Origin of the sequence: Pantoea sp. B_9, from assembly GCF_008632015.1 — a bacterium.
GTDB classification, from domain to species: domain Bacteria; phylum Pseudomonadota; class Gammaproteobacteria; order Enterobacterales; family Enterobacteriaceae; genus Pantoea; species Pantoea dispersa.
In genome coordinates this window covers 349,328-365,543 of sequence record NZ_VWVL01000002.1, presented here as the reverse complement: position 1 = coordinate 365,543, position 16,216 = coordinate 349,328, and the positions used below count along the sequence as shown (strand labels likewise).

Below are 16,216 nucleotides of genomic sequence, written 5' to 3'. Positions count from 1 at the left end.
GATGACTTTAAAAGATATTGTCGTTGGCTTCGGCACGACAGTGCGCAGTATCTGGATGATTGGCATGCATGCCTTCGCCAAACGCGAAACCCAGATGTATCCGGAAGAGCCGGTTTATCTGCCGCCGCGCTACCGTGGCCGTATCGTGCTGACGCGCGATCCGGACGGCGAAGAGCGCTGCGTGGCCTGTAACCTGTGCGCCGTTGCCTGCCCGGTCGGCTGTATTTCGCTGCAGAAAGCGGAGATGCAGGATGGCCGCTGGTATCCGGAATTTTTCCGCATCAACTTCTCGCGCTGCATCTTCTGTGGTTTATGTGAAGAAGCGTGCCCGACCACCGCGATTCAGCTGACGCCGGACTTCGAACTCGGTGAGTTCAAGCGTCAGGATCTGGTATATGAGAAGGAAGACCTGCTGATTTCCGGTCCGGGTAAATATCCGGAGTACAACTTCTACCGCATGGCAGGTATGGCGATCGACGGTAAAGACAAAGGCGACGCGGAAAACGAAGCCAAACCGATCGACGTTAAAGGCTTATTACCTTAAGGAGCCAGGTATGGAATTTGCGTTTTATCTTTGCGGACTGGTGGCGGTGCTGACGACATTGCGCGTCATCACCCACACCAATCCGGTACATGCGCTGCTGTACCTGATTGTTTCGCTGCTGTCGATTGCCGGCGTGTTCTTCTCCATGGGTGCCTATTTTGCCGGTGCGCTGGAGATCATCGTCTATGCCGGTGCCATCATGGTGCTGTTTGTGTTCGTGGTGATGATGCTCAACCTGGGTAAAACCCAGCAGGATCAGGAGCGCGAATGGCTGAAGCCGTCGCTGTGGATCGGTCCGGGCATTGTCTCGCTGCTGCTGCTGGTGGTGATGATCTACGCCATCCTGACCGCGACCGACCAGGGTATTGATGGCACCGTCATCGATGCCAAAGCGGTGGGCATCAGTCTGTTTGGCCCGTATGTTCTGGCGGTTGAGCTGGCGTCAATGCTGCTGCTGGCCGGTCTGGTGGTGGCGTTCCATATCGGACGTGAAGATCGTCAGGGCGAAGTGCTGAGCAACCGCGTGTCAGACGCGGCGGCCAATAAGGAGGAGCACGCATGATCCCGTTACAACACGGCCTGATTCTGGCTGCTGTGCTATTTGTTCTCGGCCTGACCTCGCTGGTACTGCGCCGCAACCTGCTGTTTATGCTGATCGGTCTGGAGATCATGATCAACGCCGCGGCGCTGGCGCTGGTGGTGGCAGGCAGCTACTGGGGACAAGCCGACGGCCAGGTGATGTACATCCTGGCAATCAGCCTCGCGGCGGCGGAAGCCAGTATTGGTCTGGCGCTGCTGCTCCAGCTCTATCGTCGTCGTCAGACGCTGAACATTGACACAGTGAGCGAGATGCGCGGATGAATCTTCTCTATTTAACCGTATTATTTCCGCTGATTGGCTTCCTGCTATTGGCGTTTTCCCGTGGTCGCTGGTCGGAGAACCTGTCGGCTGCGGTGGGGATGGGGTCAGTGGGCCTTGCGGCGCTGACCACCGTATTTGTGGGTGTGGACTTCTTCAGTCAGGGCCAGCAGCCATTTACCCAGGCGCTGTGGACCTGGATGCACGTGGGTAACTTTGACATCAAAGTGAACCTGGTGCTGGACGGTCTGTCGCTGACCATGCTGTCGGTGGTTACCGGCGTCGGCTTCTTCATCCACATGTTCGCTTCGTGGTACATGCGCGGTGAAGAGGGCTATTCACGCTTCTTCGCTTACACCAACCTGTTCATCGCGAGCATGGTGGTGCTGGTGCTGGCCGATAACCTGATGCTGATGTACCTGGGCTGGGAAGGGGTAGGGCTGTGTTCCTACCTGCTGATTGGCTTCTACTACAGCAATCCGGAAAACGGCAAAGCGGCGATGAAAGCCTTCATCATCACCCGTGTCGGTGACGTGTTCCTCGCCTTTGCGTTGTTCATTCTCTACAACGAGCTGGGTACGCTGAACTTCCGTGAGCTGATGGAGCTGGCCCCGGCGCACTTCGCGGCGGACAACCACATGCTGCAGTGGGCGACGCTGATGCTGCTGGGCGGTGCCGTGGGTAAATCGGCACAGCTGCCGCTGCAGACGTGGCTGGCCGATGCGATGGCCGGTCCGACGCCGGTCTCCGCGCTGATCCACGCTGCCACCATGGTAACCGCAGGCGTCTATCTGATTGCCCGCACCCACGGTCTGTTCCTGCTGACGCCGGAAGTGCTGCATCTGGTGGGTATTGTTGGTGCGATTACGCTGGTGCTGGCGGGCTTCGCCGCGCTGGTGCAGACCGACATCAAACGCGTGCTGGCATACTCCACCATGAGTCAGATCGGCTACATGTTCCTGGCGCTGGGCGTACAGGCGTGGGACGCCGCGATTTTCCACCTGATGACCCATGCGTTCTTCAAGGCGCTGCTGTTCCTCTCCTCCGGTTCCGTGATTCTGGCCTGTCATCACGAGCAGAACATTTTCAAAATGGGCGGTCTGCGTAAGAGCATCCCGCTGGTGTATGTCTGCTTCCTGGTGGGCGGTGCCGCGCTGGCCGCGCTGCCGCTGATTACCGCCGGCTTCTACAGTAAGGACGAGATTCTGTTCGGTGCGTTGGCTAACGGTCACATCAATCTGATGGTCGCCGGTCTGGTGGGTGCATTCCTTACCTCAATCTACACCTTCCGCATGATCTTCATCGTGTTCCACGGCGAAGAGAAAATTCATGCGCATGCCGGTAAAGGCATTACGCATCACCTGCCGCTGATTGTGCTGCTGGTGCTCTCGACTTTCGTTGGCGCGCTGATTACGCCTCCGCTGGCGGGCGTGCTGCCACAGAACGAGTTTGGTGAAACCGGCAAAGTGGCGCTGGAAATCACCTCGGGTGCCGTGGCGATTATCGGTATCCTGATTGCCGCCGCGCTGTGGCTGGGCAAACGTCAGCTGGTCACCCGCATCGCCAACAGCGCGCCGGGCCGTTTCTTCGGCACCTGGTGGTTTGCGGCCTGGGGCTTCGACTGGCTGTACGACAAGGTATTTGTTAAACCGTACCTTGGCATTGCCTGGCTGCTGCAGCGCGATCCGCTCAACTCCCTGATGAACCTGCCGGCGCTGCTGTCGCGCATCGGTAATAAAGGTCTGGTGGTAAGTGAGAACGGCTATCTGCGCTGGTATATCGCGTCGATGAGCGTCGGTGCCGTGGTGGTGCTGGCGCTGATGCTGGTGATTTAACGATTGATGAGCGGGGCGCGCGATGGTTTAGCGCCCCACGTAAGAATGTTCAAAATTGTCTGATGCACGGGTGAGATCAACGCAGTCAGTTTGGTGTTCGCCAGCGCAGCAACCGGCGCGTAGTAATACGTGAACGTTGCCCGCGTGGGCGAGGCGAAACAGGCGCGTCCGATAGCCTGAACGAAGACGAAAATAGGGAATGTACGCCGTGTTATTACCTTGGCTAATAATTATACCCTTTGTTGGGGGCTTGCTTTGCTGGCTGGCTGAGCGCCTTGGCGCGAAGGTGCCGCGCTGGATTGCCCTGATCACCATGGGGCTGACGCTGGCGCTGGGCCTGCAGCTTTGGCTGCAGGGCGGCTATTCGCTGACGCAGGCTGCGGGCCTGCCGCAGTGGCAGTCGACTTTCCTGGTGTCGTGGATCCCACGCTTTGGCATTAATTTCCATCTGGCGCTGGATGGCCTGTCGCTGCTGATGGTGGTGCTGACCGGCCTGCTGGGTCTGATGGCGGTTCTCTGCTCGTGGAATGAAATCGAAAAGTATCAGGGCTTCTTCCATCTCAATCTGATGTGGATTCTCGGCGGCGTGATCGGCGTGTTCCTCGCCATCGACATGTTCCTGTTCTTCTTCTTCTGGGAAATGATGCTGGTGCCGATGTACTTCCTCATCGCGCTCTGGGGTCACAAAGCGTCTGACGGGAAAACCCGTATCAGCGCGGCAACCAAATTCTTCATCTATACCCAGGCGTCAGGTCTGGTGATGCTGATTGCCATTCTGGCGCTGGTGTTTGTGCACTACAACGCCACTGGCGTCTGGACGTTCAGCTATGAAGAGCTGCTGAAAACGCCAATGTCACACACCGTTGAGTATCTGCTGATGCTCGGCTTCTTCATCGCCTTTGCGGTGAAAATGCCGGTGGTGCCGCTGCACGGCTGGCTGCCGGATGCCCACAGCCAGGCACCGACCGCTGGTTCGGTTGACCTTGCCGGTATCCTGCTGAAAACTGCGGCTTACGGCCTGCTGCGTTTTAGCCTGCCGCTGTTCCCGAATGCCTCGGCGGAGTTCGCACCGATCGCCATGTGGCTCGGCATCATCGGTATCTTCTACGGCGCGTGGATGGCGTTCTCGCAGACCGATATCAAACGCCTGATCGCTTACACCTCGATTTCGCACATGGGCTTTGTGCTGATTGCCATCTACACCGGCAGCCAGCTGGCGTTCCAGGGCGCGGTGGTGCAGATGATTGCGCACGGCCTGTCGGCCGCGGCGCTGTTCATCCTGTGCGGTCAGCTGTATGAACGTCTGCATACCCGTGACATGCGCCAGATGGGCGGCCTGTGGTCGCGCATCAAGTGGATTCCGGGCCTGTCGCTGTTCTTTGCCGTGGCTAACCTCGGTATGCCGGGCACCGGTAACTTTGTGGGTGAGTTCATGATTCTGACCGGCAGCTATCAGGTGGTGCCGTTGATTATCGTGATTGCCACCTTCGGCCTGGTATTTGCCTCGGTGTACTCGCTGATCATGATGCAGCGCGCTTACTACGGCGAAGCCAAATCAAAAGAGCCGCTGGCTGGAATGTCGCCGCGCGAATTCCTGACCATCGGTGTACTGGTCGTGCTGCTGGTGCTGCTGGGCGTTTACCCGCAGCCAATCCTCGACACGTCCCATGCTGCGATGAGCAATATTCAGCAGTGGTTTACCGCTTCAATTTCAACTACAAGGCCGTAATTCGCCATGACAATAACTCCTCAACAATTGATCGCGTTGCTACCGCTGTTAATCGTCGGATTGACGGTGGTGGTTGTGATGCTGTCCATTGCGTGGCGACGCAACTACTTTGTTAATGCCACGCTGACGGTCATCGGTCTTAACCTCGCGCTGCTGTCGCTGTGGTTTGTGGGCCACGTGGGCGCCATGGATGTCACGCCGCTGCTGCGCGTGGATGGCTATTCGATGTTCTATACCGCGCTGGTGATGCTGGCGAGTCTGGCAACCTGCACCTTTGCTTATCCGTGGCTGGCCGGTTTTCCGGACAACAAAGATGAGTTCTATCTGCTGGTGCTGATCGCGGCGCTGGGCGGGATTGTGCTGGCCAGCGCCAATCATCTGGCGGCGCTGTTCATCGGTATCGAACTGCTGTCGCTGCCGCTGTTTGGTCTCATCGGCTACGCCTTCCGTCAGAAGCGCTCGCTGGAAGCGGCGCTGAAGTACATGATTCTGTCGGCTGCGGCTTCCTCATTCCTGATCTTCGGTATTGCGCTGGTCTACGCCGATTCCGGCAGCCTGAGCTTTGTGCAGCTCGGCAAGAGCCTGAATGACAGCATGATTCAGCAGCCGCTGCTGCTGGTCGGGCTGGGCATGATGATCATCGGTCTTGGCTTCAAACTGTCGCTGGTGCCGTTCCATCTGTGGACGCCAGACGTTTATCAGGGCGCGCCGGCTCCGGTCTCGACCTTCCTCGCCACCGCCAGCAAAATCGCTATCTTTGCGGTCATCATGCGTCTGTTCATGTACGCACCGGTAACCGACAGTGAAGCGGTGCGCACCGTGCTGGGTGTGATTGCCTTCGTCTCGATCCTGTTCGGTAACCTGATGGCGATTTCGCAGAGCAACATCAAGCGTCTGCTCGGCTATTCATCTATCGCGCATCTTGGCTATCTGCTGGTGGCGCTGATTGCGGTGAAAACCCATCAGCTGTCGCTGGAAACCGCCGGTGTCTATCTGGCCGGTTACCTGTTCAGCAGCCTGGGCGCCTTCGGTGTAGTCAGCCTGATGTCGAGCCCGTACCGTGGTCCGGATGCGGATACGCTTTACTCTTATCGCGGTCTGTTCTGGCATCGTCCGATTCTCTCCGCCGTGATGACGGTGATGATGCTGTCGCTGGCCGGTATCCCGATGACGCTGGGCTTTATCGGTAAGTTTTACGTCATCGCGTCCGGTGTTAACGCGCATTTGTGGTGGCTGACCGCGGCGGTTGTCGCCGGTAGCGCCATTGGTCTGTATTACTACCTGCGCGTTACGGTGAGCCTGTACCTCAGCCCGCCGGAACTGCACACCCGCGATACCCCGGCCAACTGGGCGTTCACCGCAGGTGGTGTGGTGGTGCTGATCTCCGCCATCCTCGTGTTGCTGCTCGGTGTTTATCCGCAGCCGCTCATCACGCTGGTGCAGCTGGCCCAGCCGCTGATGTAAACAGCGCGTCATCTTCACAATCAGGCCTGCGGGCCTGATTTTTTTGCCTGCAATTTGAGAGTTTGATCACATTGCTCCGCGTGTCCGCCCCTGTTACGTGCTGCCCACTGCGTTTAGCGCATGCGCTGTGATAGGCTGTGAAGATCACTTTTTTCGCTCAGACAAGGAAGCACGATGGATATGCAATGGCTTGATTGCCACCACAGTGAACTGACCGCGCAGCAGCTGTATACCGTGCTGGCGCTGCGCAATCAGGTGTTTATCGTCGAACAGGCCTGTCCGTATCAGGATATAGATGGCCAGGATTTGACGGCTGATAATCGCCATCTGCTGGGCTTTCTTGATGGCAAACTGCTGGCCTATGCGCGTCTGCTGACGCCCGCGCTGGCTTCATCGCCGGTGACCATTGGTCGGGTGATTGTGTCGGAAGAGGCGCGCGGCCTGAAACTGGGCTATCGGCTGATGGAGCAGGCGCTGAACAGCTGCGAACAGCACTGGCCGCAGCGGGCGGTGTATCTGTCCGCGCAGGCGCATCTGGAAGGCTTTTATGGTCGCCTGGGCTTCCGGGCGGTCACGGACGTTTATCTGGAAGATAATATTCCGCACGTCGGCATGCAGAAAAACTAACGGCGAGGTGTTGGCCTCGCCGTGCAGGTTAGCCCGGCGTCATCTGCCGGTCGTCGGTGTACTTGCGCTGATCGGGCGGTGGCGGGAAGTACTGATACAGCCAGGTTTCGCTCAGCGTCTCATCTTTGGTGCGCAGGAACAGGCGCATATCCACCGGTTTGGTTGAGTCGCTGTTCGGATACCAGTCAAACAGGATACGGTAACCTTTCAGCGGTTCGACGTAGAGAATCTCCACCTGTTTGAAGGTGCCGGACGACACGGTGATTACCGGTTCGATGCCTTTCGGCGCGGCCGCCTGCAGGTCGCCGCCAATGAAATCGATAGCAAAGCGGCGGCACCACTGGTCCGGGAAGTGTTCGCCCGGTGCCCAGCCTTCCGGGAAGCCACCAATACCGGTGCGCGTGGCATCAACGCGGGCCAGACCGCTGCGTACCGGCGGCAGCTGGCTCCAGTAGAGTTTGTACTGGAAATTAAACTCGCTGCCAGCCTTGACCGGCTCGGCCGGCTGCCAGAAGCAGACGATGTTATCCAGCGTTTCCCCGGTCGTCGGGATCTCCATCAGGTTGATGGCGCCTTTACCCCATTTACCGATCGGCTCCACCCACAGGCTGGGTCGTTTGTCATACCAGCCAATCACGTCCTGATAATCTTTGAAATCATGATTCAGCTGCAGCAGACCGAAGCCGCGCGGGTTTTCATCCTGATAGGCATTAAACTGCAGGCGCTGCGGGTTATTCAGCGGACGGGCAATCCACTCGCCGCTGCCGCTCCACATTGCCAGGCGATCGGAGTCATGAATCTGCGGATGATAGGTATTGCACATGCGGCGTTCGTTGGTGCCGCAGCTGAACATGCTGGTCATTGGCGCAATACCGAGCTGACGAATCTCGTTGCGCGCAAACAGGTGGTTTTCCACCTCCATCACCACGCGTTTTTCTTCGCAGTGGATGGTGAACTTGTAGGCACCGGTGACGCTGGCCCCGTCCAGCAGTGCATACACCACAAAGGTGGTGTCTTCAGCTTTTGGCGTCTCGAACCAGAAGGCGGTGAAGTCGGGAAACTCTTCCTGGCCATTGCTGAAGGTGTTAACCGCGACGCCACGGGCTGACAGGCCATATTGGTAGGTTTCATCTACCGCGCGGAAGTAGCTGGCACCGAGGAAAGAAACGATGTCGCGTCGCGCCAGCTCCGGCTTTTTAAAGGCGCGGAAACCGGCAAAGCCGAGGTCGGTTTTACCCACCAGCTGCTGGGTATCGACGTTGGCGTTGTGATAATTAAACAGTTCCGGACGGAAGTGGATTTCCCGCGCCTCGCGGCTGGCGGCGTCCACGGAGAACATGCGAATGCGGCGCTTAAAGCCCATGCCAACGTGGAAGAACTGCACATCCAGCTCGCGGTCGGCGATGTTGTTCCACAGTGAGTGGTTAGCGTCGTACTGAATTTCGTTATACGCCTGCGGTGTCAGATTGGCCAGGGTCGCGGGCAGGGGGCCGGGCGCGCCGCCCCAGGGCTGTTTGGCCAGCGCCGCGGCTTTCTTTTTCAGCACATCGAAATCGAAGCGCACGGCGGTTCCGTCGGCGATGCCATCATCGGCCCAGGCGGACTGCGCAAACAGCGAGGAGAGCCCGGTCATGCCGCTAACGGCAGAGAGGGCCATGGACGCTTTCATAAATTTTCTACGATTCATGCCGGAAATCTTTTCCTTAGCTGCTCGGGTGTATTGAGGCTGTCGCAAGACATTTAGCGTCAGGCTACAGGGGGTTACGACAGTGGCGAAAATAAAAAATTCAGTCCGCTGAAAATTTATCAGATTAATCAAATAAACGAAGCACAATTCCGCGTGCAACGCCCCGGATGACATAACTTTGCGTTCAGCGCGGCAAAAAGCGCAGTCAGCGGATGACGGCGCGGCGCAAAAACGCAATTTATGACTATAGTTAATCGACACCGCATTTAAACATGGAGGATTGTGAACATGTCATCTACCGATCAATTTGAAACCCGTCTTGATGACGATCTGGCGCTGCTGACGGAAACGCTGGAAGAAGTGCTGCGCTCCTCGGGCGATCCGGCGGACCAGAAATATATCGAACTGAAGCAGAAAGCCGAGCAGGCGCTGGAAGACGTGAAGAATCGCGTGAGCCAGGCGTCCGACAGCTATTACTATCGTGCCAAACAGGCAGCGTATCGTGCCGACGATTACGTGCATGAAAAACCGTGGCAGGGCATTGGTATCGGTGCGGCTGCCGGTCTGTTTGTTGGCCTGCTGCTGGCGCGCCGTTAATCCCCGTGGGCGCGATGTCCGTCGCGCCCGATTCCTGCTTTCCCGCTGTTTCCTTTCCGCATCGCGATTAACCCGCTATTTCGCACCGGCGGCGATTGTGTTTCGCCTGCGCGCTCCCTACAGTGAAAGCCACAGGGATAAGGAGAAGAGATCGTGATACGTGTCGAAATGCTCTCAACGGGCGATGAAGTGTTACATGGGCAGATTGTCGATACCAATGCCGCGTGGCTGGCCGATATGCTGTTTCAGCACGGCCTGCCGATGACCAGTCGCAGCACGGTCGGCGATGCAATGAGCTCGCTGGTTGAAGCGCTACAGAGCCGCAGTCAGATTGCCGACGTGCTGATCGTGAACGGCGGTCTCGGGCCGACCAGCGACGATCTCAGCGCGCAGGCAGCGGCCACCGCCAGCGGCAGCGAACTGGTGCTGCAACAGGCGTGGCTGGAGAAGATGGAAGCCTGGTTTGCCAGCCGCGGGCGGCTCATGGCACCCAGTAATCGCAAGCAGGCGGAGATTCCGGCCAATGCCGAGTTGATCGATAACCCGGTCGGCACCGCCTGTGGGTTTGCCCTGCAGCTTAATCGCTGCTGGATTTTCTTTACCCCCGGCGTGCCGTCAGAATTCAAAGTGATGGTTGAGCAGCAGATTATTCCGCGTCTTAAGGCGCGTTTTACGTTGCCAGAACCCCCGCTGTGCCTGCGTCTGACCACCTTTGGTCGCGGCGAGAGCGATATCGCCGCCGAGCTTGAACCGCTGCCGCTGCCGGAAGGCGTCGTGATGGGCTACCGTTCGTCGATGCCCATCATTGAGATCAAACTGACCGGCCCGGCCAGCCAGCGCGTGGCGATGGAGCAGGTGTGGCAGCAGGTTAAGTTACTGCTGGCCGAGTGCACCATTTTTGAAGGCTTTGAAGGATTGCCGGCCGTGCTGGCGCGGGAACTGCACGATCGCGGCTTCCGCCTTGCTCTGAGCGAACAATACACGGCCGGGTTGCTGCACTGGCAGCTGGCCGCCGCGCAGGTGCCGCTTAGCGCCGCCGAGCTGCTGCCGGCACGTGAGGAGTCTTTGGAAGCGCAGGTTACGCGCACGCGTCAGTTAGCCGCTCAGCAGGGTACAGTGCTGGCCTTGTCGGTTGGCGATCTGCAGGAAGGGGAAGTGTCGATTGCGCTGCACACCCCGGAAGCCAGCTGGGGCCAGCGGGTGAAATTTACCCACGGGCGGCACAATCTGGAAACCCGGCAGAAAGTGGTGGCGATGATGGCGATGAATATGCTGCGCCGCTGGCTGCACGGCAGTGAAGTCAGTACCGGTCACGGCTGGATTGATGTCCTGGAGACGGTGAAGAGCTAACGCTTTCCAGGCTTGTGATAGCTGATGCCATGGGATCAGCATCGCTTTGTGTTGGGTGCCGCGTCGTGAGAGGCATAGCCGCTTGCCGCACCGGCATAAACCCTTCCCTGGGGCCTGCCGCCGCGCCATCCATGGCGCGGAGGCTGCTGCAAGCGGCTATGCCTCCCACGCCCTGCTGGATTCGGTGGTCGCTGTTGTCGGGTGCCTGTTACAGCAGTACCAGAATTGAAAGGGAAGAGGGGGAAGCTGGGCTTAGCCGGACGTCACGCGGCAGGGATGCCGCGTGTCGAGGCCCGCAGGGAGCGGGTTTTGCCGTTCCGGCGTGCTCAGTTCCCCCTCTGACCATGCGGGATCTTAACGCGATAAAAGGGAATTCAGCAGTACGGTCGGCAGGTTACAGCTCGATCTCAATCTCCCCTCTGGCTTTACAACAGCAGGGCAGAATCTCGCCCTGCTGAATAAACGCCAGTGGGGTTTCCGCATAATCCACTTCGCCTTTCAGCAGACGCATGCGGCAGGAGCCGCAGTAGCCTTCGCGACACTGAAACTCGACGCACACATTATGTGCTTCCAGCGTCGTCAGCAGATTAGGGTGTTCGTCTGCGCACTCCAGCCGGGAGCCGGAGCTGCGCAGGATTACCACGGAACGGCTCATGCTTACAGCTGGAAATCGTTGAAGTCGTCTTCGCCCACTTCGGAGTCGATCTGACCCACCAGATAGGAGCTCACTTCAACTTCCTGCGGCGCCACCTGCACGTTATCTGACACCAGCCACGAGTTAATCCATGGAATCGGGTTCGAACGCGTCTGGAACGGCAGATCAAGGCCCACCGCCTGCATGCGGATATTGGTGATGTACTCAATGTACTGGCACAGAATGTCCTTGTTCAGACCAATCATTGAGCCGCCGCTGAACAGATACTCAGCCCACTCTTTTTCCTGCTCGGCCGCTTTCTTAAACAGGTCGAAGCACTCGTCGCGGCACTCAGCAGCGATCTCTTTCATTTCAGGATCGTCTTCACCGGTACGCATCAGATTCAGCATATGCTGGGTGCCGGTCAGGTGCAGCGCTTCGTCACGGGCAATCAGACGAATAATCTTGGCGTTGCCTTCCATCAGTTCGCGCTCGGCGAAGGCGAATGAGCAGGCAAAGCTGACGTAGAAGCGAATCGCTTCCAGCGCGTTAACGCTCATCAGGCAGATATACAGTTGCTTCTTCAGCGCACGCAGATTCACGGTCACGCTCTTGCCCGCCACCTGATGCGTGCCTTCACCCAGCAGATGCCAGTAGTTAGTCATCTCGATCAGATCATCGTAATACTTCGAGATATCCTGCGCGCGCGCCAGAATCTGCTCGTTAGTCACGATATCATCAAACACCAGTGACGGATCGTTGACGATATTACGGATGATGTGGGTGTACGAGCGTGAGTGGATGGTCTCGGAGAACGCCCAGGTTTCCACCCAGGTTTCCAGCTCGGGAATCGAGATCAGCGGCAGCAGCGCCACGTTCGGGCTGCGGCCCTGAATGGAATCCAGCAGCGTCTGATACTTCAGGTTACTGATGAAGATGTGCTTCTCGTGCTCCGGCAGCGCCTGATAGTCGATGCGATCGCGCGAGACGTCAACCTCTTCCGGACGCCAGAAGAAAGAGAGCTGCTTCTCGATCAGCTTTTCAAAGATGTCATATTTCTGCTGGTCGAAACGGGCAACGTTCACTGACTGGCCGAAGAACATCGGCTCTTTCAGCTGGTCATTTTTGTTCTGTGAGAAAGTAGTGTAAGCCATGACTAAGTCCAAAAGTGAAACGGGCCAGCCGCTGCTGGCCCAGACACGATAAGGCGCCCGCAGGCGCCTTTCGATCAAATTTTACAGGCGCCGCTTTCGCAGCCATCGTCCTGAATAGACGGCGCCAGATCGTCCTGCGCATCCTCGGCACCGTCACGGGTGTTTTGGTAGTACAGGGTCTTCACGCCAAATTTGTACGCGGTCAGCAGATCTTTCAGCAGCTGTTTCATCGGCACTTTGCCATTGGCGAAACGGCCTGGATCGTAGTTGGTGTTCGATGAAATCGCCTGATCGATAAACTTCTGCATCACGCCAACCAGCTGCAGATAGCCGTCGTTTGATGGCATCTCCCACAGCAGTTCGTACTGATCTTTCAGACGCTCATACTCCGGTACTACCTGGCGCAGAATCCCGTCTTTCGACGCTTTGATACTGATGTGACCGCGCGGCGGCTCGATACCGTTGGTGGCGTTCGAAATCTGCGAAGAGGTCTCAGACGGCATCAGTGCAGACAGCGTGGAGTTGCGCAGGCCGTGGATTTTAATCGACTCACGCAGCGCTTCCCAGTCAAGGTGCAGCGGCTCATTACATACGCTGTCGAGATCCTTTTTATAGGTATCGATCGGCAGAATGCCCTGCGAATAAGTGGTCTCTTTAAACCACGGGCAGGCACCTTGCTCTTTCGCCAGCTCGTTGGAGGCTTTCAGCAGCCAGTACTGAATGGCTTCAAAGGTTTTGTGCGTCAGGTTGTTGGCGCTGCCGTCGGAGTAGCGCACACCGTGTTTCGCCAGGTAATAGGCGTAGTTGATCACGCCAATACCCAGGGTACGACGACCCATCGCACCGCGTTTTGCCGCCGGAATCGGGTAATCCTGGTAATCGAGCAGGGCATCCAGCGCGCGTACTGCCAGCGTCGCCAGCTCTTCCAGATCGTCAAGGCTTTCAATCGCGCCGAGGTTAAAGGCGGACAGGGTGCACAGCGCAATCTCGCCGCTTTCGTCGTTGACGTCTTCCAGCGGTTTGGTCGGCAGCGCAATCTCCAGGCACAGGTTAGACTGACGCACTGGCGCAATGGCCGGATCGAACGGGCTGTGAGTGTTGCAGTGGTCAACGTTCTGCACGTAGATACGGCCGGTTGAGGCTCGTTCCTGCATCATCAGCGAGAACAGGTCGACGGCTTTCACGCGCTGCTTGCGGATGCTGTCGTCCTTCTCATATTTGGTATACAGACGCTCAAACTCATCCTGATCGGCGAAGAACGCGTCATACAGGCCTGGCACGTCGGACGGGCTGAACAGGGTGATGTCTTCGCCTTTCAGCAGGCGGGTGTACATCAGCTTGTTGATTTGCACGCCGTAATCCATGTGACGCACGCGGTTGCCTTCGACGCCGCGGTTGTTTTTCAACACCAGCAGGCTTTCCACTTCCAGATGCCACATCGGGTAGAACAGCGTTGCCGCACCGCCGCGCACGCCGCCCTGCGAGCAGGATTTCACCGCCGTCTGGAAGTGCTTATAGAACGGGATACAGCCGGTGTGGAACGCTTCACCGCCGCGGATCGGGCTGCCGAGCGCACGAATGCGGCCCGCGTTGATGCCGATGCCGGCACGCTGTGACACATATTTCACAATAGCGCTGGAGGTGGCGTTGATGGAATCCAGGCTGTCGCCGCACTCGATCAGTACGCAGGAGCTGAACTGACGGGTCGGGGTGCGCACGCCGGACATGATAGGCGTAGGCAGCGAGATCTTGAACGTGGAGATCGCATCGTAAAAACGCTTGATGTAATCCATGCGCGTATCGCGCGGATAGCCGGAGAACAGGCAGGCGGCGACCAGAATATACAGGAACTGGGCGCTCTCGTAGATTTCACCGCTGACGCGGTTCTGCACCAGATATTTGCCTTCCAGCTGCTTCACCGCCGCGTAGGAGAAGTTCATGTCGCGCCAGTGGTCGATGAAGCCGTCCATCTGCTCAAACTCTTCGGTGCTGTAGTCTTCCAGCAGATGGCGATCGTATTTGCCCATCTCGACCATTTTCACTACCTGGTCGTACAGCTTCGGTGGCTCAAACTGACCGTACGCTTTTTTACGCAGGTGGAAGATCGCCAGACGCGCGGCCAGGTACTGGTAATCAGGCGCGTCACGGGAGATCAAATCGGCAGCCGCTTTGATGATGGTCTCGTGAATGTCCGAGGTTTTGATGCCATCGTAAAACTGGATGTGCGAACGCAACTCAACCTGCGAGACGGAGACATTGTTCAGCCCTTCAGCTGCCCAGTCCAGCACCCGGTGAATCTTATCGAGGTCGATGCGCTCCTGGCGGCCATCGCGTTTCGTAACGAGCAGACTTTGGTTCATGTCGCGTGTTTACCTGTCCATGAAATACAAAATTATCCCCCGTCTATTCACAGGCGGCTCATTGTGAGTAAGCCTGTGGATAAACACTATATATAGGGGGTGCGGAAAGTTTGAACAACAATATGGTGAGTATTCTAGTCAGCAATCGGATCATCACAAGAGTTGATTTTCACAAAATTTTACGCCCTGGGGGGTGGGGAAAATCCTGGATCCCCACGCCACAAGGCCTGCACCTGGTGTCAACGGATAACAGGTTTTTTTTCAATTTTTGATCGAGCGCGTGTTTATTGCTCAACCGCTGCGATTCGGGAAATTTCCCAGGCGAAAAAAGCCCGCGCCGCTCCGTCAGCAGCGAACTTAACTGCGTTTGCTTATGAATTTTTTATGACCTTTTCACCTTACAAAAAGCGCATCGCAGCGTCTAAAAGGAAATTGATCTGGATAGGGCCAGCGCGTGATAAACCGGGTGCGGTCGGAAGTGAAAGGAGGACTGGCAGTTTGTAGAGCGTTGTGCCGTTCAGTTGGGTAAATTGCTGTTCGTAGATTCCATAGCGGCGCGATTTTTCGCGTAATACATCGCGCCGCTACAACAGCGCTGCCCACGGGCAGGCAGGCGAAACAGGTCGTTTACGCCTGACGGTGGGTGTGCACCATATAATTGACGTCCACCCCGCGGCCAAGGCGGAACTGGTTAGTCAGCGGATTGTAGTGCAGGCCAGTCATATTGCGTTCACGCAGGGCGGTCTCATCCACCCAGTTCAGCAGCTCGGCGGGACGAATAAATTTTTTCACGTCATGGGTACCGCGCGGCACCATGCGCAGCACGTATTCAGCACCAAACACCGCCAGTAGCCAGGCTTTGGGGTTACGGTTGATGGTGGAGAAAAACACCTCGCCGCCCGGTTTCACCAGCTGCGCGCAGGCCAGCACCACGGAACGCGGATCCGGCACGTGTTCCAGCATCTCCATACAGGTCACCACGTCGTACTGACCGGCATGGCTGGCCGCATGCGCTTCAACCGTCTGCTGCACGTAATTGACGCTCACGCCGCTCTCCAGCGCGTGCAGACGCGCGATCTCCAGCGGCTCGGCGCCCATATCCAGACCGGTGACCTCCGCCCCTTCACGCGCCATGCTCTCGGCGAGAATGCCGCCGCCGCAGCCGACATCCAGCACTTTCTTACCGAACAGCCCATGGCTGTGCTGGGCAATCCAGCCAAGACGCAGGGGATTAATGCGGTGCAACGGCTTAAATTCACCCTCTAAATCCCACCAGCGTGATGCAACCGCCTCAAACTTAGCAATTTCGGCGTGGTCGACGTTCTGGCGGCTTTCCTGCGGTTGTTCATTCATTGAATCATGACTCCTGACAAAATA

14 protein-coding genes are annotated in these 16,216 nt (G+C 57.5%); 9 read left to right on the top strand and 5 right to left on the bottom strand.

What is annotated here, in order from left to right:
* The first annotated feature begins 1 nt into the window (after nt 1).
* The 7 genes from nuoI to F3I21_RS08480 all read left to right on the top strand — a co-directional run bounded on the left by nuoI (nt 2) and on the right by F3I21_RS08480 (nt 7,057).
* Nucleotides 2-544: an NADH-quinone oxidoreductase subunit NuoI gene (gene nuoI, locus F3I21_RS08510; RefSeq protein WP_021509220.1), complete on the top strand. Its 543-nt coding sequence runs from the start codon at nt 2-4 to the stop codon at nt 542-544.
* A 10-nt stretch (nt 545-554) separates the two neighbouring features.
* Complete coding sequence (gene nuoJ, locus F3I21_RS08505) at nt 555-1,106, top strand: NADH-quinone oxidoreductase subunit J (RefSeq protein WP_021509221.1); 552 nt, start codon at nt 555-557, stop codon at nt 1,104-1,106.
* Nucleotides 1,103-1,405, top strand: coding sequence for an NADH-quinone oxidoreductase subunit NuoK (gene nuoK / locus F3I21_RS08500; RefSeq protein WP_013509877.1), 303 nt, complete (start codon nt 1,103-1,105; stop codon nt 1,403-1,405). Before nuoJ ends, nuoK begins: the two co-directional genes overlap by 4 nt.
* A complete protein-coding gene (gene nuoL, locus F3I21_RS08495; RefSeq protein ID WP_150058691.1) occupies nt 1,402-3,237 on the top strand; it encodes an NADH-quinone oxidoreductase subunit L in 1,836 nt (611 codons plus the stop codon). The genes nuoK and nuoL overlap by 4 nt, the downstream gene beginning before the upstream one ends.
* Nucleotides 3,238-3,445: 208 nt before the next feature.
* The gene (gene nuoM / locus F3I21_RS08490) at nt 3,446-4,966 is read left to right on the top strand and encodes an NADH-quinone oxidoreductase subunit M (RefSeq protein ID WP_031280038.1); all 1,521 of its coding nucleotides are present in this window, start codon (nt 3,446-3,448) and stop codon (nt 4,964-4,966) included.
* 6 nt (nt 4,967-4,972) lie between these two features.
* Nucleotides 4,973-6,430 (top strand): NADH-quinone oxidoreductase subunit NuoN, encoded by a 1,458-nt coding sequence (nuoN, locus tag F3I21_RS08485; RefSeq protein WP_150058690.1) that lies wholly within the window; start codon nt 4,973-4,975, stop codon nt 6,428-6,430.
* Between the two features lie 174 nt (nt 6,431-6,604).
* Nucleotides 6,605-7,057 (top strand): GNAT family N-acetyltransferase, encoded by a 453-nt coding sequence (locus F3I21_RS08480; protein WP_021509225.1) that lies wholly within the window; start codon nt 6,605-6,607, stop codon nt 7,055-7,057.
* 28 nt (nt 7,058-7,085) lie between these two features.
* Here the strand turns inward: F3I21_RS08480 and F3I21_RS08475 are convergent, their stop codons facing one another.
* Nucleotides 7,086-8,744 carry a glucan biosynthesis protein D gene (locus F3I21_RS08475; RefSeq protein WP_031280040.1) on the bottom strand — a complete coding sequence of 553 codons (1,659 nt, stop codon included), beginning with the start codon at nt 8,742-8,744 and terminating at the stop codon, nt 7,086-7,088.
* A 288-nt stretch (nt 8,745-9,032) separates the two neighbouring features.
* On the opposite strand from F3I21_RS08475, the gene elaB reads away from it, so the two are divergent.
* Both elaB and F3I21_RS08465 read left to right on the top strand, forming a co-directional pair.
* On the top strand, nt 9,033-9,341 hold the full coding sequence (elaB, locus tag F3I21_RS08470) for a stress response protein ElaB (protein WP_021509227.1): 309 nt from the start codon (nt 9,033-9,035) through the stop codon (nt 9,339-9,341).
* Between the two features lie 153 nt (nt 9,342-9,494).
* Entirely contained in the window at nt 9,495-10,691 is a 1,197-nt protein-coding gene (locus F3I21_RS08465; RefSeq protein ID WP_104093076.1) for a nicotinamide mononucleotide deamidase-related protein YfaY, read from the top strand.
* Between the two features lie 394 nt (nt 10,692-11,085).
* On the opposite strand, the gene yfaE is transcribed toward F3I21_RS08465, so the two are convergent.
* The 4 genes from yfaE to ubiG all read right to left on the bottom strand — a co-directional run bounded on the left by yfaE (nt 11,086) and on the right by ubiG (nt 16,192).
* Nucleotides 11,086-11,346 carry a class I ribonucleotide reductase maintenance protein YfaE gene (yfaE, locus tag F3I21_RS08460; protein ID WP_021509229.1) on the bottom strand — a complete coding sequence of 87 codons (261 nt, stop codon included), beginning with the start codon at nt 11,344-11,346 and terminating at the stop codon, nt 11,086-11,088.
* 2 nt (nt 11,347-11,348) lie between these two features.
* A complete protein-coding gene (gene nrdB / locus F3I21_RS08455; protein ID WP_021509230.1) occupies nt 11,349-12,479 on the bottom strand; it encodes a class Ia ribonucleoside-diphosphate reductase subunit beta in 1,131 nt (376 codons plus the stop codon).
* A 74-nt stretch (nt 12,480-12,553) separates the two neighbouring features.
* Nucleotides 12,554-14,839, bottom strand: coding sequence for a class 1a ribonucleoside-diphosphate reductase subunit alpha (gene nrdA / locus F3I21_RS08450; protein ID WP_150058689.1), 2,286 nt, complete (start codon nt 14,837-14,839; stop codon nt 12,554-12,556).
* A 627-nt stretch (nt 14,840-15,466) separates the two neighbouring features.
* The gene (gene ubiG / locus F3I21_RS08445) at nt 15,467-16,192 is read right to left on the bottom strand and encodes a bifunctional 2-polyprenyl-6-hydroxyphenol methylase/3-demethylubiquinol 3-O-methyltransferase UbiG (RefSeq protein ID WP_021509232.1); all 726 of its coding nucleotides are present in this window, start codon (nt 16,190-16,192) and stop codon (nt 15,467-15,469) included.
* Nucleotides 16,193-16,216 lie beyond the last annotated feature (24 nt).